We start from the raw sequence: 15,318 nt of genomic DNA, 5'->3' as shown, positions 1-15,318 counted from the left end.
TAGGCATTGAAGAAAAAGAATAATACGTTCGGAGGGCTTATGTATGTGTGTGCGTAGTCAGCAGGAGTCTTGTCTGCGCGTCTTCGAAGACATACGTCTTTACGATAAAGGCTGAGTGCGCCGACAGGGTCGTGGACCTCCTCGAGAGAGAGGGGAAAGTAACCGCGAGGTTCGGCCCACTCGTGAAGGGGGTGTACAAGGACGCCATAGTCACGGTGGTTAAGCCGGATAAGGTGCAGGTTATCCTCCAGTTCAGCAAGCTCACAGTGGACGAGGTTGAGCAGGTGCTGAGGTCGCTTGCCTGAGGTCGTGTACACGGTTGGCCACAGCAATAGGAGCCTAGAGGAGCTTCTAGCCCTGTTAAGGAAGCACGGGGTAGAGGTTGTGGTCGACGTCCGCCGGTGGCCGAAGTCCTCGAAGTTCCCTCACTTCAACACTACCCACCTGAGAGAGGCGCTGGAGCGGGAAGGCTTCAGGTACGTTTGGCTCGGCTCGGAGCTCGGCGGCTACCGGGAGGGTGGCTACGAGCGCTACATGGAGACGGCGGACTTCAAGAAGGGTTTGGAGGCCCTGGAGGCTCTGGCTCGCGAGGGGGTTGTGGCGGTGCTCTGCGCGGAGAGGCTGTGGTTCAGGTGTCACAGGAGATTTATAGCCGACGCTCTTGTAAGGGATGGTTTCCGAGTGATCCACATCGTCGACGAGGGGAGGGTGTACGAGCACAGGGGGAGGGGTTGAGAGGGTCGCTGTAGTCGGAGCGGGTCCCGCTGGGGCCTTCCTGGCCCGCCTCCTCACCGACGCGGGTTTCAGCGTCAAGGTCTTCGAGGGGGCTCCCAAGCTCGCCTTGAAGCCCTGCGGGTGGGGGTTGCCCTTCACGGTCGAGCAGGTGTACAGGGTGCCTGAGGAGGCCGTGCTGGTTAAGGTCATGGGGTACGACGTGTATGTCGGGGAAAGGCTCTCTAAGTCCAGCCGCGGTAGGTTCTTCGGGTACATCGTTGACAAGGAGGAGATGCTACGCTCCCTGCTGGAGGGCGTTGAGGTGGAGAGAAAGTGGGCTGACCCTTACTCTTTGAGGGGATTCGACCTCATAGTGGATGCGCGGGGACACGCCGCGTACCGTGGCAGGAAAGCCCTGGCCCTCCAGCTGGAGGGAAGGGTGAGGGAGCACCCGGGCGATGCCATCAGGGTTTACTTCCTGGAGGACCTCGTCGGGTACGCCTGGGTCTTCCCCCTCGGAGACTCCAAGGCGAAGGTGGGCGTCGGGGGGCTTGCCGGGCCCGAGGTACTAGCCGGCTACCTCAGGATGCTCGCCAAAAAGGTTGGGCTGGAGCCATCGGGTCCGCTGAGGGGTAGCGGGATAGCTTCTGGGGGGCTTCAGCTGAGGCTGGAGGGGGGCGTGGCGGTCATCGGGGAGGCCGCCGGCGCCGTGATGCCGCTCTCCGGGGAGGGAATTAGGCCGTCGATGATAACCGCCAAGGCGCTCTTCGAGGATATCAGGGGCGAAAGGAGCTTCGCGGACGCTATATCGAGCTACGGCCTCGAGCTAAACGCGCGGGTCCAGCTCGGCATCTTAAGAGCCCTCGAAAACAGCCCTCCGAAAAGACGCGTAGAGATCTTCGAGAAAGCCCCCGTGGAGGTCCTCGAGTGCGTCACAGCAGGCTGCGTTACGCGGGCTTTCCTCGCTAGGGCCGTAGCGAGGTGGCCTGGCTTCTTCTTGAAGGTTGCGAGGCTTGGCGGCGTTAAGGAGCTTGTGAAGGATTCACTGAAAGTGTAGCGGCTTCGCGACGAGAGCATAGACGCCGCAGCGTAGGCACTCCTCGTCCACGTAGAGCCTAGGCTTGCCTTCGGGAACTGCCAGCGGCTCGTAGTCGAGCGCCCAAGCCCTTGTGGAGATGGAGTAGCCTGCCTCGAGCAGGAAGTCTTCGGCCTCGCGCCTCGAGTAGAACTTCGCTTTAGCCAGCACGGGGTCGAGGTTCTCGGAGGCCAGCCTCCTGTAAAGCTGGCCCCAGGGGCTTTCCCTCTCGATGGAGAGCACTGCCAGCACGCCGCCTTCTCTCAGGAGCCCCCTAACGGACTCGAGTACCTTGCGCGGGTTCTCTAGGAACTCGAGGACGGTCACCATGTAGGCAAAGCTCAGCGACCCGCTGCGTAGCGGCGGCTGCTCTCCAACCCCGACGACGAGGTGCTGGCACCTCCCGCGTGCGAGCCTCAGCATGGGCTCGGAGGGGTCGAGGCACACTATCTCCCGGTTCTCAGAGAGCTTCTCCGCGAAAACGCCGGTGCCGGCTCCTATATCCGCGCCAACACCCCGCGGGAGGAGGAGGTCGAGGAGGCTTGCCTCTGCCTCCAGCACCGCGGAGCCGGCGGGGGTCCTGTACCACGAGTCGTATGCTTCCGCGTTTTGGGAGAAAACCTCCACTACCTCTTCGACCACAGTTATCTAAGGTCGGCGCGCGGGAAAAACCTTACGGGGTTACCGTGTAGTACACGCGCTTGCGCTTAGCCCCCTTGCTCTCCGTCTTCTGAAGCACCACCTCACCTACCTCGCAGGTGTTCTTCACGTGGGGGCCTCCGTCCGCCTGGATGTCGACGCCGGGGATCTCGACAACCCTAATCTCGTCGACCTCAGGTGGTAGGCGGCCGGCGAGCTTCACGATCCCGGGGATCTTCAGCGCCTCGTCCCTTTTCAGCCAGTAGACCTTCACTTCGATGCACCTCTTGAGGATGCTGTTAGTCTCGGACACGGCCTCCGCGAGCGCGGCCTTCCAGTCGACGACACCGGGTAAGTCGAAGTCGTCGCGGGCGCCCTCTGGCTGTATGTGCCCGCCAGTGACCATGGCCCCGTACTTGCTGTAAAGCACGGAGGCTAGGACGTGGCTAGCCGTGTGAAGCCTCATCATTCTGTACCTCCGCTCCCAGTCTATCACGCCCCTCACCCTGATGCCTGGCTCAAGGCCTGCCTGCTCCGCCACGATGTGCGCTACATCCCCGTTCTCCTCGACCGCTTGCACCACCTCGACCCTAAGCCCTGTTGGAAGCAACAGCCATCCCTTGTCCGTGTCCAGCCCGCCGCTGGGACCCGGGTGGAACGCTGTCTGATCGAGGAAGACCTTGTTTCCTTCAACCCTGGTGACCGTGGCCTCGAACTCCTTAAGGTAGCTGTCGACCTGGAAGAGCAGCTTCGGCATCAACTCCTCCCAGCGCGTAGGGGGCTTTTAACCGTTTCCTTATCTTTTTTGAATTACATCTTTCCAAGAACTCCTACTGCAACGATGCAACTTCTTGAAAACCCTGCACGGTTAAAATATCCTAAAAAGAGAGTTAGGGAGTTCAGTCCGCGGTAATCCGGCTCACCGATCGCCGGGGGGCAAGCTTAGTCATCATCACATCAAGGACCGTGCGGTGCTTGATAAAATCTTCTCCGCTCTAGGGCTCTCCTGACTATGTCCACCAGTATCAGTGGGGATTCGGCGAGGATCACCAGCGAGGGCTCGAGGTTGGGTATGTCGTGGTAGTAGAACGCGGATCCCCAGGTCCCTGACTCTATGGCTTTGCTTACCGGGCACTCTGAGGCAAAGCTTGAGACGTCTACAGGGTTTATGCCGATGCCCTGCAGGGCTTCGAGGAACGCGGGGTCGGGTTTGACGTTAATGGCGGCTCGCATGTTGGGGTTTATCCTCGATGCCTCGATCAGCACCCTTGCCAGGTGCCTAGACGCCCCGAAGGTCGGCTTACCGCACACCCTAACCCCTCTCCTAGTCTTGATGAGCCTCCCATCGATCGCGGCCACGTCCTCCGGCTTCTCGGGCCTCGGCTTCGCGAAGGCTATGTTCGCCCCGACCTCCGGGATAAGCTGCTCGAAGCCTGGCAGAGCCATCAGGCTTCTCGCCGCGAGCTCGAGCTGCGCTAGCTCGAAGCTTCCCGGCGTGTAGGGGTTGTAGAGTTCCACCAGCGGCGAGACAGGGGGCTCAAGGTAGCGGGTAGACTTGTACAACACTCCCACCCCAGGCCCCTTGACGGAGCCTATTTTCGAGCACGGAAGGCTCTTCTCACCGCACAGGGCCTCTAACTCCCGTGGGCTGTCGGTGAAGGCCAGTAGGACACCGTAGCTCGGTGCGGTGAAGGGGTCCACCCATTCCGGGAGGCCCGGGTGGAGCTTGACGCCCTCCGGCTGCAACTCTATCTCTAGGCTGTAGTACAGGCTGACCTCGACAAGCGCGCCGAGCACGCCGCCCTCCGAGACGTCGTGCATGAACTTGACCTCGGGGGCTTCCTGAAGCTGGAGAGCGTAGTCCAGGGGGGTCATCTCCCTCAGCGGCACGCTGCCGCCCAGAAGCCACGCCGCCTCCGCGCCCACCAGCCCCACCGCGTAGACGGTGTCCCCCGCGGAGGGTGCCGCTCGGTCCCGCACTTTCCTGCCTATCACCGTTGAGACCGCTAGGGGGTACTCGATGCCCTCGTAGCGGGCAGTGTGGCCCCCCGCGAGCCTCACGCCGTACCTTCCGCACTCCTCCGCGAAAACCCTCACGACCGCCTCGACCTCCTCGTCGCTCGCGCCCGGGGGCATCGTGACTGTAAGCGTGGCGTAGAGGGGCTGGGCGTGCGCGACGGCAACGTTCGCAGCGGAGTAGTGGAATGCGAAGAAGCCTAAAGACTCGCTGGGGACCCCTACAGCCGGGTTGGTTGACGCCACCAAGTCGCCCTCCACGGGGTTAGCGTCGAGGCCGGGGGCTACGCCAGCATCCTTGAGGACTTCGATGACCCTGCTAAGTGGTATTTTACCGACCTTCATCCCGTGAAAAAGGACGCACAACGAGGTTGTATACTATTCGGTCCAGGGGAACGGGTAGCCTCTCTCCTTGAGCTTTTTGAGCTCCTCAGCCAGTTTCTTCTCGATCTCCTCGACCTTAGCCGGAGGGGGAGAGATCACTAGGGAGACGCCGATAACCAGTAGGATTAGCAGGAATGAGCCCACCGTGGCGAGGGCTGTCAGCTTGAGGGTCAGCATGCTGACCTCCTCACCCGCGAAGAAGAGCGAGTACACGTACACGGCGCCTATAGTGACCGCCAGAACGGTGAGAAACGCCCCTACAAGCCTGTCCTTGTCCACCCTAGTCACCCCTCCATATCGAGGCGAAGTAATCCGTGTAGACCTGTGCGACCGCGGCGTCGTCGATAAGGACGCTCGCCTCGTGGTTCCGCACCATAGCCATGTAGCTCCAGTTGTGGGAGCCGACGATGACGTACCTACCGTCGACTATGACCAGCTTCGCGTGTGTCGTCCTGGACCTGGTGTCGTACCTCACCATCACGCCGTTATCCAGAAGCCTGCGGTACGTGAACTCGTTGGCGTCGACGCTGTTCTCAAGCACGACCTTGACGTCTACTCCTTTCTTCGCCTTGGAGATCAAAAGCTCCACGATCTTGGAGATCTCTTCCGTGTCGCTCTTGAACTCGAACATGGCGACGTAGATAGACTTGTTGGCTGACTCTAGCAAGCTGAGCAGTGTTGGGTAGTAGTCCCTGTCGTTTATCACCCGCAACTTGACGCAAGCCTGAGCGGCGGGGACCTCGGCCGTCGTGGGGGCCTGCGACCTGAGCCCGAAGTAGAACCCTGCTAGGAACGCGACGCCCACGAGCAGGAGCACCAGCACTAAAACCGAGCCCACGGATGCCCTGCGCATCCTCGTCCCTCTTGCACCTGCTTTACGAAGGATTTAACACTTTCCGTTTAATCGAGGCTGAGCTTTCCCTGGAACCTCTCCTTGAGCTTGAGAACCACCTCCCTGTGGACCTCCTGCACGGGATTTCGGCCGTCGATCACTATGAACACCTCCTCGTAGTCCTTCGCGAGCTGGAGGTACCGCTCTCGAACTTTAACCATGAAGTCTGGATCCTCGAAGCGCGTGGTCTCCCCCCTCGCCTTGAGCCTGCGGTACGCCTCCTCGACTGGTATGTCCAGCAACACAACAACGTCCGGAAACCTAATGGATCTGTTTATCGCGAGGATGAACTCCTCTGGTAGGCCTCTAGCCACCTGGTAGGCTAGGCTGGCGAACAGGGACCTGTCGGAGATGATGATCTTTCCGGCCTCGAGGGACGGCAGGATGACCTCCTTCTGCAGTATTATCCTGTCGGCGGCGAACAGGTAGGCCTCGGCGTCGGGGTCCAGGTCGTGCTTGTAGAGAAAGTCCTTTATCGCCTTGACCCAGGGCTCTCGCACGAGGACGGCGTCGTAGCCCTTCCTTCTAATGTATTCGTAGAGCAACACAGCCTGCGTCGTCTTACCGCTACCGTCGATGCCCTCGAAGACTATGTAAACCCCTCCAGGAGTCACGCGCCTCTGCGGGAGGCTCACAGGCTTCTTCTGGGCTTCGATTAGCCCGTGCTTAGGGCAGTAGTACTCGACTATCACCTCTCCGCTGAGCGTCATCGTGCGAACTATGCGAGGTTTAACGTAGTCCCCGCACTGGGGGCAGAAAACCCTGTCTTTGACGTCATCGGACATACTGTTGTGAGGGGTGCGAAAGGTAATTGTGATTTTCGCGCGCTCCTGTTGAGTATAACGATGTTACTTTGTAAAAAAACTTTTTTATACTCGTGATGGGCGAATACTGCTGTGGATGAGCTGAGCCGGATAGTCTTCTGGGTTTGGAGGATAGGTGAGAGCGAGAAGAGCCTCGTCGAGATCTCGAAGAACGTGGAGAAAGCCAGGGAGGTTCTCGAGCTCCTGCAGAAGTACTCGCTCGTGGACGTGAAGAAAAAGGGTAGGATTTTCCTGGTCTCGCTCTCCGATAAGGGCTTTGGGGTTTATAAGAAGATAAGGGAGATAAGGGAAATCGTTGGGCTCGAGCCCGAAAGCCCGCCGCGGATACAGCCCGAGAGGGGCGTCGCGGAGCCCCAAGCTGAGGGGCTGGAGCCCGGAGGCCTGCCGTCGTTCCTGGTTGGGAACCCCTGGCTCGGCGTTCTGGCTAAAAGAGGCCGTGAGAGGCTGGGGCTATGAGCAAGCTCGTGGTTGTAGGCAGGGAGCAATTCTCTAGAGCTCACCTAAAGGTGTTCAGGGAGGCTGAGGTCCGCGCGATATTTGGCGAGGTCGCCGAGGAGGTACTTCAGATGACGCGCGACGTGGTCGTGCTTTTCCCGCCCCTCATAGTTCACGTTGAGCTCTGCGGTAAGAGCGCCTACCTCCCACCTGGAGTGAGCCTGGCGAGCGGAGCGTACTTGAAGGTATTGGGAGGGCTGTACGTGCCCGAGCTACTGGACGGGGAGTTCCTCGAGTACCTTCTCTTCGACGTCCCCCGCAGCCTCGACGAGGCGAGGCGGCCTATCGTGGTAGAGGACATCGACCAGAGGTTTACGACGGATGTGCGCGATGGTGTGCTCTACGCGCTTGACATCCTTTCGAGGATCTCTTCCACTTACCGCGTCCCCGTCCTCGTCCACGGTGACAGGGGGCTGGAGGAGCTCTGGGGCTTTGCTCGACGCTTCATATGCCTTGAAAGGGGGTTGTGCCTTCTAGACGACATGCCCTTCTGCCGGGGTGAAAAGAGTGCATAGTATAGACGAGCTGGGAACGGTTGAGGGCATCGGTAAAGTAACTATAGCCAAGCTCAGGGCTCTCGGGCTCGAGCACGTGGAGGACGTAGTGCTCTTCAACCCCGAGGAGCTCGAGGAGCTCGCAGGGATCGACTTCGAGCGGGCGCTTCGGATTGTCCGAGCGGCTCGGCGGATAGTGGGTTGGGAGACGAAGGCGTACTCGGGCAAGGAGTACGCCTCTGTGCTGCGCCAGCGCGACATACTCACGACGGGGGTCTCCTCTGTCGACAACTTGCTCAACGGTGGGCTGGCTGTCTACGACATTTACGAGTTTGCAGGGGAGTTTGGCACGGGTAAGACGCAGCTCTGCCACCAGCTGGCGGTAACATCGCAGCTGCCGCCGTCGCACGGGGGCCTCGGTGCCGGCGCGGTGTACATCGACACGGAGGGCACGTTCAGCCCCGAGAGGGTTGAGGTGATCGGGAAGAGGTTCGAGGTCGACGACCCCCTGTCAAACATATACGTAGTGAGGCCCTTGAGCGTCGACGAGCTCGAAGAGTTCGTCGTCAGGGGGCTTCCCAGGGTTCTGAAGTCAGGCGCACGTGCCGTCGTGCTCGACAGCGTGATCGCGCTCTACAGGGCTCAGTTCCGTGGCAGGGAATGGCTGGCGATGAGGCAGCAGAGGATTAACTACATGCTGGACTGGCTGAAGAGGCTGTCGAGGCTCTACGGGCTCGTCACCGTCATAACTAACCAGGTCGTCAGCGTCCCCAGCGCGTGGGGCGTGGCCGTGAAGCTGCCGGCTGGCGGCAACATCATAGCTCACGCGAGCACGCACAGGTTTCTTCTGAAGAAAGCCGGCGAGAACTTCCTCATAGAGGTTCTCGACAGCCCAAGGCTACCCAGGGGCGCGAGCGCGGAATTCACCATCGCGGAGGACGGGCTTCACGATGCAAGGTAGCCTCGCTATCTCTCTGGTCAGAGCGGCGCTTGAGAGGTTCGAGCGGGCGCGCGCCACCCGTGAGCCCAAGTTCACGGTAAGCCTCGTCGCGCGGGCGTGGAGCCGCGGGAAGGGTAGGGGGGCTGCGCACGGGAGAAGGGTGCACGAGAGGCTGTGGGGTGACTTGAGCCTGATTGGTCAGTCCGAGGCTGTCGCGACGCCCCTCCCGCTTGCGTGGAGGTTCCGGTTCGGCTGGGTGTATGGTGTGGCTGACCAGGTCCTGTTCGAGAGAGGGGTCCCGGTGAGGGTGGCTGAGGTTAAGAGCTACGATTCCTACGGGCTGAGCGAGCCCGTGCAGGCCAGCCTTTACGGCTTGCTCCTCGAGCTCAACTTCGTTGCGAGGCCGATCGTGGAGCTTGTTGGCAGAAGGGCTGTAGAGGTCGGCGGTTGGGAGGAGCTCGCGCTAGAGGCCCTTTCCATCTTCACTAGAAAGCTATCGAATAAAAACATTTCCAGCAATATTTAACAGGGGTTTTACCGATACTATAGAGAGGTGGTGGGGCTGAGAAGCCTAGGTGTAGCGGTGGCGGGGCTCGGGCGGATAGGCAGAGTCCACTCGGAGATTCTGGCCTACAGGGTTGAGAAAGCTAAGCTGGTGGCTGTGATGGACGTTGTAGAGGAGCTTGCGAGGTCAACGGCTGAGAGGTTCAAGGTGAAGGCGTACACAGACTACGACTCCATGCTGAAGGACCCCGAGGTTGACGCCGTTTTCGTGACAACGCCGACCTACCTGCACCACGACATGATAGTCAAGGCGCTGGAAGCGGGAAAGGACGTCTTCACGGAGAAACCCATCACGGTCACAGCTGACGAAGCCGTCGACGTCGTCACTAGGGCTGATAGGGCCGGGCTCAAGCTAATGGTGGGGTACATGCGGCGCTTCGATGACGCGTACTCGGAGGCCAAGCGCAGGATCGCGAGCGGCGAGATCGGGAGGCCCGTCGCCTTCCTGAACGTAGCCCGCGACCCTGGAGCGCCCCCAGGTTGGGCTCAAGACCCGAAGCTCAGCGGGGGAATTTTCCTGGACATGTTGAGCCACGACTTCGACATGGCTAGGTTCCTTATCGGGAGCGAGGTGAAGAGGGTTTACGTCTCTGGCGGGGCGGTTCTCTACGACGAGATCAAGGCTAAGGGAGATCTCGACCTGGTGAACGTGAGCTTCGAGTTCGAGAACGGCGTTTACGGCGTCGTGCACGGGAGCAGGAAGAGCGTCTTCGGCTACGACCTGAGGACAGAGGTGCTGGGCACCGAGGGCACTGTCTACGTGGGTAGCGCCGTGGACCCGAACCTGGCTGTCGGTGTAAAAAGCGGCGTGGTGCTGAGGGGTGTTCAGTGGTTCTGGGCGAGGTTCTACGAGGCCTACGTCCGGGAGGACCAAGCGTTCGTGGACTCGGTCTTGAACGACGCGCCGCTTCCCATAACGGGACTCGACGGCCTGAGGGTGGTCGAGGTCGCGGAGGCTTGCTGGAGGAGCGTCCGGGAGGGCAGGCCAGTCGAGGTGGTGAAGAGGCTCTAATCTTCCCAGTACTTTCGTGTCCTAGTGTAGTTTGCTTCGGCTAAAAGCACGTTTTTCACCAGTGAGTCCACGTCCCTACTCTTCGAGAGTATTGCCTTTGCCGTGGAGGGGCCGACGCCGTGGCCGGCCAGCGCCAGGACGGCGAGGTAGCCGTAGGAGACGAAAAGCGAGGCGGTTTGGCGCGCTTTTTCTACGAACTTCTCCTCTTCGGGTGTAAGCTTAGCCCCCTTCCTCCACTTCTTGATCGCTTTCAGGTTCTCGGCTTCGTAGGGCCTAAGCACCGCAAGGGCCCGGGATCCGCACCTGGGGCACGCTTTAACGCTCTTCGCGTCGCCTACCCTGAGCTCCGCGCTCCACTCACTGCAGTGCATGCAGAAGAGCAGAACCTGCGTGTTCTCCAGCCTCTTCAGGACGGCTGTAAGCACTGAGGATACGGGGAGGCCCGCTGAGACCACGCCCGTCTTGACGAAGGGCTTCTCGAAGATCAGCTGGGCGAGCGGGCTGAGCTCGGCTACGCTGAAAACGTGGACTCTTCTCTTACCCTCCCTTACGGATTCGACGAGCCTCTCCACGACGCCAAGGTTGAAGTGCTCCACCATACAGGAGTTTATGGCTTCGACGTCCACGGGTGTATCCTTAAGCTTCTTCTTCAGGATGGACAGGTAGCCCGACTCGATCTTACCCTTTCCTCGGTCTATCACCCCCATCCGGGTGGCCACGTGTAGGAGCTCAAGCATGTAGGCGTTGCTCTCGCGGACAGCGTCCCTCAAGCGCTCCAGCGCCCATGGTAAACCATCACGTATGACAGCCTCGATCCTCTCGGGTGAGAGGTCTGAGGCAACGTATATGAGGACCCGGTATGGGTCTGAGTAGTAGCGCGCCGAGACGCCGTAGAACCCCCTAACAGCGTAGGCGAGGAGGAGTGCAAGGAGGTTATTCCCCTTCGTACCCAGGTACGTGTGGAGAACGGCGATGGTTTTTCCTCCCTGCCTCTGAACCTCGACCACGAGGTTGTGCTCTGTCGGAATAATACCCAGCTTTAGCTGCCTCTCGATGATTCCCTTCAGCTCTGCAGCTACGGAGCTCGGTATCCCGTACTTCGCAAGGAGCTCCTGATCCCTGCCCTTCGGCAAAAGCTCGGAGAGCCTTCTGTAGAGCGAGCCCACCTCCCTGGCGACCCGCCACTCGACCGGGAGCATTGTACCCGTCCACACCGGTGGTTCGCCGAGCTCTCCCGTGTACTCGGTCACGTAGACCTTGTTCCTCTCGATGTCCACGTCCTCTATCTTCCACGCCCTCCCCGCGAGGATTATCACCTTGTCGCGGTCTATCATCGATGCGAACGAGTAGTCTAGGTGCCCGATGCGCCTACGGGATGCGATGTCCTCTACGTCGAAGGATGGGTTGTCGGGTATCATCGACGCTGCGCTGTAGTAGTAGCTTATCGTCCGCCGTCCCATCCTCAGCTTGTCGCCGTCGAGGCGGGCAATGCCGATAGAGTCCATGAACCTGAGAAGGTCGAGCAGTGTGCTGTAGCTGAGCTCCCTGTAGGGTTTAGCCCGGGTTACGATTGCATAGACCCGGTCAATGCGCACTTCGCGGAACTCGAGCAAGAGGCCTGCAATCTGGTGGGCTAGGACGTCGAGGGGGGAGGTGAACGTGTCCAGGGACTCCAGCTTCCCCTGAACGGCCCTACGGGCTATTACTGCGGACTCAACGGCGTCCTCGACGCCTAGCGGGATTATGATCCCCTCGGACACCACGTCCAGCCTGTGCCCGGCACGCCCCACTCTCTGAACGAGCTTCACAGCCTGCCTCGGCGAGCCGAACTGGAAAACGAGCCTCGCGTAGCCGATGTCCACTCCCAGCTCTAAGCTCGAAGTGGCAACTATGGCCTTCACCTTTCCCTGCTTAAAAAGGGCTTCAGCCTCCTCGCGCTCCTCCCTCGAAAGGCTCCCGTGGTGGACTCTGACGTCAAGGCCGAAATCTCTCGAGAGGATCCTCCCCAGCAGCTCAGCTGTATCCCTCGTGTTCGTGAAAACTATGACGCCCCCCTTCGAGGCCTCCTCGGCGATGAGCTTCACCCTCTCATAGAGCTCTGGTGGGATTGGGCTCGGAGCTCCCTCTTTCGGCTTGGCGATGTCGGCTATGGTTATCCGGTAGGTTTTCCTTTCACCCCACTCTATGACAGCCCCTCCGCGGCCTCCGCTGATGAAGTCCAGCGCGCCGTAGGGATCCCTCAGGGTGGCCGACAGCGCGATGACCTTTAAGCCCCTTGAAGCGAGCCTGAGCCTCTCCAGGGCCAGGGTTAGCTGCACCCCTCTCTTATCGTCGATCAGCTCGTGGAGCTCGTCTATGACGACCCAGCGAAGGTTCTGCAAGTAGCCGCGAAACCTTTTGTCCACGAGTATGAACTGGAGCGTCTCGGGGGTTGTGATCAAGAGGTGAGGGGGGTGCTCAGCTATCTTTCTGCGCTGAGACAGCGGCGTGTCGCCGTGGCGAATCTCGGCGACAAACCCCAGCGACGTGAACAAGTCCCTCATCCTCAGGTTTATGTCCCTGTTGAGAGCCCTGAGGGGTGTTACGTAGAGAGCGTATATCGGCTGACCGCGCTCCTCGAGCAGCCCCTTGAGTATGGGCAGGATAGCCGCCTCCGTTTTGCCCGAGCCTGTAGGTGCTACGATTAGAAGGTTGCTGTGTGTGCTTAGCCTAAGCGCCTGGACCTGTATGTAGTTTAAGCTAGAATAACCCTCCTTTTCGAGAACCTCTAGGAGAGGTCGGGGGAGCTTACCTTCAAGCTCCCTCAAATTCACCGAGGCAAACTGCACTACATCTCCCGCATCCACTTGAAGCTCTCTATAAATATTCTTTGCCCGATCCGCCCCAACAAGGGAATAGAGGATCGTGCACGTCGCAGCGTTGCAGAGATGCTTACACGAAGCCCCGCTGCTCTTAGGGATCGTCGAGGTGGCTGCTACCGAGCAGACGCTGGGAACGGCTGCGGGGAACGAATAGAACAAATACCAGTGATTGTGAAGAAATACACGTCGAAGCAGAAGCGTGAACATGGCCATGGAAGACTTTGCTGTGCTCAAAAGTGAACTAGTAGAGTACATTAAAAGTAAGGGTAGCGTTTCCGCAAGGGAGGCCCTTGAGTGGGCCAAAGAAAGAGGGGTCAGCGAGCTCATCCTTTTCGTGCTAGTGCAGGAGCTCCTCGAGAGCGAGGACTTCCGGGGAGAGGGCGGTTTCGAGGTCATCGAGCCTGTGATACACCTTGAGATACCGGCCCGGATAGTATACGCAAAGAAGCCTCCGCAACCAGCTAAGCCAGCCACCTCTCTACCTTCTAAGAGGCTGAAAGAGACAAAGAGCGGTAGAAGAACCAAACTCAAGCCATCTCAAACGCTTCTGAAATTCCTGGAGAGCGGCGAGGAGAAGGAAAGGAGGAGCGAGGGGGCTCAGGGCGAGAGCTCTGAAGATAAGAGAAGCGAGGAGCCGGCTGAGCCTACCCCCCAAACACCCCCCGGAAGTGAGGCGAAAGAGGAGAGAGGGGGGCTGTTGGAGGTTGAGGAGCTCAGCCAGGACCCGGACTTTTCGAAGGCCCTGCGTTACCTGGGGAGGTACTGGAGCGTCGGGAGATTGAGGTTTCTGGAAGACATGGTCAGCGAGGGTGTTGAGCTGGGCAAGGCTGAGAAAATACTGATCGAGCTGAGGAGGATGGGGCTCGTCGAGATAACCGAGAACAATGTTATCAACGCTAGCGAGGAGCTTCGAAGGCTTTACGGTAAGCCTCAGACTTCAACCTCGCTTTACGACGTCTTCAAGAAAAAGTAGGAGCTCCAGGCTACCTCTTGCCAGCCGGCACGTAAATTGGTACTCTACTGTTCTTATCAACAGCCACCAGAACGCCTCTGCTCTCGAGCTCCCTTAGGACCCTCTTAGCTCGGCTTAGCTTCAGCCCTAAGCGTGAGGCGAGCACGTAGGGGGTAACGTACTTTAACCCTTTTATGTCCTTTATGACGGCTTCGAGGGAGACCTCGGTCAGCTCTCCAGTGGTTCCTGAGAGCTTCATCTGGGGTTTTTTGCCCCCTTCCTCCTTCTTCCCCTCCGCCTCCTTCTTCATTCTCTTCTCGAGCGCGCTGACTGTCGGCCTTTTCTTGCCGCCGCCCATAGGGACCCGCTAATTCAACCGCTTTGCGTGTTTTAAACCTTTCCCTTAGACGTCTGTGACGCCGTCCTCGGATATAGCGAAAGCGGCCTCCTTCTCGGCGTGCTTGGGGCTATCGATTATCCTGGCGATTCTCTTCCCCTCTTTGGCCTTGCGCAGCCATATCCTGTACGTGAAGCCGTGGGCCATGATGTTTCCGCCTGCGGGCCTGAGGGGGTTGCCGAAGAAAATGTCCGGGGCCGCCATCACCTGGTTCGTCACGACTACGGCGAGGTTGTAGAGGCTCGCGAGCTTGTGCAGCTGGCTGATATGCCGGTTGAGCTTCTGCTGGCGCGAGGCCAGGTTCTCCCGGCCTGGGTACTCGGACCTGAAGTGGTTTATCAGGCTGTCGACTATTATCAGGCGGATGTTGTTCTTCTCAATGTACTTTTTCGCCTCGTCAACGAGCAACATCTGGTGGTCGCTGTTGTACGCCCTCGCGTAGATTATGTTCTCGAGCGCCTTCTCGGGCTCCAAGCCCTTAGCCCTCGCAATCTGTATGATCCTCTCAGGCCTGAAGGTGCCCTCCGTGTCGATGTAGAGTGCCCTCGCGCTGAGACCTCCTTTCTCCTTTGGCAACTGCACCATCACACTCAGCTGGTGGCATATCTGCGTCTTCCCGGCTCCGAACTCGCCGATCAGCTCTGTGAGGCTCCCAACCTCAATCCCGCCCTCAAGCAGGTCGTCGAGGCTCTTAACCCCCGTGCTTATGTACTCGAGGTTTTTCCTCTTCTCGAAGAGCTCTTTCGCCGTGATGAACTCCTCCCCCTTGCTCACGAGCTTCTGGGCCGCCCTGATTATCGCCATGGCGCGCTCCTCAGAGCCGAGGATTAGCGCCAGCTCGTGGGCAGACGCGAAGGCGAGATCCTTGACCGAGTAGTAGCCCGCCGCTCGGAGCTTCTGCGCGGTTATCCTACCCACTCCCTCGAGGTCCTCTAAACGGACCTCCTCACCCTCAACCTCCTCTGCTACGCCCTCGAGAGCCTCGTCTTCCTGAAGTACGCTTCTTGTGAGGTCGTCGAGCACGCTCTCGTCTGGGGCAACATCCTGGAACTCGGCCTC

18 protein-coding genes and 1 pseudogene are annotated in these 15,318 nt (G+C 59.6%); 10 read left to right on the top strand and 9 right to left on the bottom strand.

Annotation, left to right across the window (positions count from 1 at the left end; translation table 11 throughout):
* Nucleotides 1–47: 47 nt before the first annotated feature.
* The 4 genes and pseudogenes from ACNO7C_RS09740 to ACNO7C_RS09725 all read left to right on the top strand — a co-directional run bounded on the left by ACNO7C_RS09740 (nucleotide 48) and on the right by ACNO7C_RS09725 (nucleotide 1,771).
* Nucleotides 48–305 (top strand): hypothetical protein, encoded by a 258-nt coding sequence (locus tag ACNO7C_RS09740; RefSeq protein WP_460024892.1) that lies wholly within the window; start codon nucleotides 48–50, stop codon nucleotides 303–305.
* Nucleotides 298–735 (top strand): DUF488 domain-containing protein, encoded by a 438-nt coding sequence (locus tag ACNO7C_RS09735; RefSeq protein WP_460024891.1) that lies wholly within the window; start codon nucleotides 298–300, stop codon nucleotides 733–735. Before ACNO7C_RS09740 ends, ACNO7C_RS09735 begins: the two co-directional genes overlap by 8 nt.
* Before the next feature lie 22 nt (nucleotides 736–757).
* A pseudogene (locus ACNO7C_RS09730) lies at nucleotides 758–826 on the top strand (hypothetical protein); the annotation flags it as partial.
* Nucleotides 827–862: 36 nt separating this feature from the next.
* Nucleotides 863–1,771, top strand: a complete 909-nt coding sequence (locus tag ACNO7C_RS09725; RefSeq protein WP_460024890.1) for a geranylgeranyl reductase family protein — start codon at nucleotides 863–865, stop codon at nucleotides 1,769–1,771.
* On the opposite strand, the gene ACNO7C_RS09720 is transcribed toward ACNO7C_RS09725, so the two are convergent.
* The 6 genes from ACNO7C_RS09720 to tmk all read right to left on the bottom strand — a co-directional run bounded on the left by ACNO7C_RS09720 (nucleotide 1,757) and on the right by tmk (nucleotide 6,505).
* Nucleotides 1,757–2,431, bottom strand: coding sequence for a class I SAM-dependent methyltransferase (locus tag ACNO7C_RS09720; protein WP_460024889.1), 675 nt, complete (start codon nucleotides 2,429–2,431; stop codon nucleotides 1,757–1,759). The two genes, ACNO7C_RS09725 and ACNO7C_RS09720, sit on opposite strands and share 15 nt — an antisense overlap.
* A gap of 31 nt (nucleotides 2,432–2,462) precedes the next feature.
* Entirely contained in the window at nucleotides 2,463–3,185 is a 723-nt protein-coding gene (alaXM, locus tag ACNO7C_RS09715; protein ID WP_318536807.1) for an alanyl-tRNA editing protein AlaXM, read from the bottom strand.
* Nucleotides 3,186–3,385: 200 nt separating this feature from the next.
* The gene (locus ACNO7C_RS09710; RefSeq protein WP_460024888.1) at nucleotides 3,386–4,789 is read right to left on the bottom strand and encodes a thiamine-phosphate synthase family protein; all 1,404 of its coding nucleotides are present in this window, start codon (nucleotides 4,787–4,789) and stop codon (nucleotides 3,386–3,388) included.
* A gap of 33 nt (nucleotides 4,790–4,822) precedes the next feature.
* Entirely contained in the window at nucleotides 4,823–5,107 is a 285-nt protein-coding gene (locus ACNO7C_RS09705) for a transcriptional regulator (protein WP_460024887.1), read from the bottom strand.
* Between the two features lies 1 nt (nucleotide 5,108).
* Nucleotides 5,109–5,681 (bottom strand): phospholipase D-like domain-containing protein, encoded by a 573-nt coding sequence (locus ACNO7C_RS09700; protein ID WP_460024886.1) that lies wholly within the window; start codon nucleotides 5,679–5,681, stop codon nucleotides 5,109–5,111.
* A gap of 47 nt (nucleotides 5,682–5,728) precedes the next feature.
* Entirely contained in the window at nucleotides 5,729–6,505 is a 777-nt protein-coding gene (tmk, locus tag ACNO7C_RS09695) for a dTMP kinase (protein WP_460024885.1), read from the bottom strand.
* Between the two features lie 111 nt (nucleotides 6,506–6,616).
* On the opposite strand from tmk, the gene ACNO7C_RS09690 reads away from it, so the two are divergent.
* Genes ACNO7C_RS09690 through ACNO7C_RS09670 form a run of 5 tightly spaced genes read left to right on the top strand, consistent with a single transcriptional unit; the run spans nucleotide 6,617 to nucleotide 10,049 of the window.
* A complete protein-coding gene (locus ACNO7C_RS09690; protein WP_460024884.1) occupies nucleotides 6,617–7,000 on the top strand; it encodes a hypothetical protein in 384 nt (127 codons plus the stop codon).
* Nucleotides 6,997–7,554, top strand: a complete 558-nt coding sequence (locus tag ACNO7C_RS09685) for a hypothetical protein (protein WP_460024883.1) — start codon at nucleotides 6,997–6,999, stop codon at nucleotides 7,552–7,554. The genes ACNO7C_RS09690 and ACNO7C_RS09685 overlap by 4 nt, the downstream gene beginning before the upstream one ends.
* On the top strand, nucleotides 7,547–8,494 hold the full coding sequence (radA, locus tag ACNO7C_RS09680; RefSeq protein ID WP_460024882.1) for a DNA repair and recombination protein RadA: 948 nt from the start codon (nucleotides 7,547–7,549) through the stop codon (nucleotides 8,492–8,494). Before ACNO7C_RS09685 ends, radA (ACNO7C_RS09680) begins: the two co-directional genes overlap by 8 nt.
* The gene (locus tag ACNO7C_RS09675; RefSeq protein WP_460024881.1) at nucleotides 8,484–8,999 is read left to right on the top strand and encodes a hypothetical protein; all 516 of its coding nucleotides are present in this window, start codon (nucleotides 8,484–8,486) and stop codon (nucleotides 8,997–8,999) included. Before radA (ACNO7C_RS09680) ends, ACNO7C_RS09675 begins: the two co-directional genes overlap by 11 nt.
* Before the next feature lie 30 nt (nucleotides 9,000–9,029).
* Entirely contained in the window at nucleotides 9,030–10,049 is a 1,020-nt protein-coding gene (locus ACNO7C_RS09670) for a Gfo/Idh/MocA family oxidoreductase (RefSeq protein WP_460024880.1), read from the top strand.
* On the opposite strand, the gene ACNO7C_RS09665 is transcribed toward ACNO7C_RS09670, so the two are convergent.
* Nucleotides 10,046–12,895, bottom strand: a complete 2,850-nt coding sequence (locus ACNO7C_RS09665) for a DEAD/DEAH box helicase (protein WP_460024879.1) — start codon at nucleotides 12,893–12,895, stop codon at nucleotides 10,046–10,048. The two genes, ACNO7C_RS09670 and ACNO7C_RS09665, sit on opposite strands and share 4 nt — an antisense overlap.
* 220 nt (nucleotides 12,896–13,115) lie before the next feature.
* Between ACNO7C_RS09665 and ACNO7C_RS09660 the strand changes: the two genes are divergently transcribed.
* The gene (locus ACNO7C_RS09660; protein WP_460024878.1) at nucleotides 13,116–13,883 is read left to right on the top strand and encodes a hypothetical protein; all 768 of its coding nucleotides are present in this window, start codon (nucleotides 13,116–13,118) and stop codon (nucleotides 13,881–13,883) included.
* Nucleotides 13,884–13,893: 10 nt separating this feature from the next.
* Here the strand turns inward: ACNO7C_RS09660 and ACNO7C_RS09655 are convergent, their stop codons facing one another.
* A complete protein-coding gene (locus ACNO7C_RS09655) occupies nucleotides 13,894–14,220 on the bottom strand; it encodes a 30S ribosomal protein S25e (protein ID WP_460024877.1) in 327 nt (108 codons plus the stop codon).
* Between the two features lie 45 nt (nucleotides 14,221–14,265).
* Nucleotides 14,266–15,282, bottom strand: a complete 1,017-nt coding sequence (radA, locus tag ACNO7C_RS09650) for a DNA repair and recombination protein RadA (protein ID WP_460025932.1) — start codon at nucleotides 15,280–15,282, stop codon at nucleotides 14,266–14,268.
* Nucleotides 15,283–15,318: the final 36 nt, after the last annotated feature.

Source organism: Infirmifilum tikiterense, assembly GCF_054696565.1.
The sequence above is the reverse complement of the archived record's forward strand: the minus strand, read 5'-3'. Positions and strand labels throughout refer to the sequence as shown.

What these genes read in the sequence shown, in the direction of transcription:
- ACNO7C_RS09710 (WP_460024888.1), bottom strand. Translation starts at nt 4,789, where the DNA reads ATGAAGGTCGGTAAAATACCACTTAGCAGGGTCATCGAAGTCCTCAAG.
- ACNO7C_RS09655 (WP_460024877.1), bottom strand. Translation starts at nt 14,220, where the DNA reads ATGGGCGGCGGCAAGAAAAGGCCGACAGTCAGCGCGCTCGAGAAGAGA.
- ACNO7C_RS09685 (WP_460024883.1), top strand. Translation starts at nt 6,997, where the DNA reads ATGAGCAAGCTCGTGGTTGTAGGCAGGGAGCAATTCTCTAGAGCTCAC.
- ACNO7C_RS09700 (WP_460024886.1), bottom strand. Translation starts at nt 5,681, where the DNA reads ATGCGCAGGGCATCCGTGGGCTCGGTTTTAGTGCTGGTGCTCCTGCTC.
- alaXM (WP_318536807.1), bottom strand. Translation starts at nt 3,185, where the DNA reads ATGCCGAAGCTGCTCTTCCAGGTCGACAGCTACCTTAAGGAGTTCGAG.
- tmk (WP_460024885.1), bottom strand. Translation starts at nt 6,505, where the DNA reads ATGTCCGATGACGTCAAAGACAGGGTTTTCTGCCCCCAGTGCGGGGAC.
- ACNO7C_RS09675 (WP_460024881.1), top strand. Translation starts at nt 8,484, where the DNA reads ATGCAAGGTAGCCTCGCTATCTCTCTGGTCAGAGCGGCGCTTGAGAGG.
- ACNO7C_RS09660 (WP_460024878.1), top strand. Translation starts at nt 13,116, where the DNA reads ATGGCCATGGAAGACTTTGCTGTGCTCAAAAGTGAACTAGTAGAGTAC.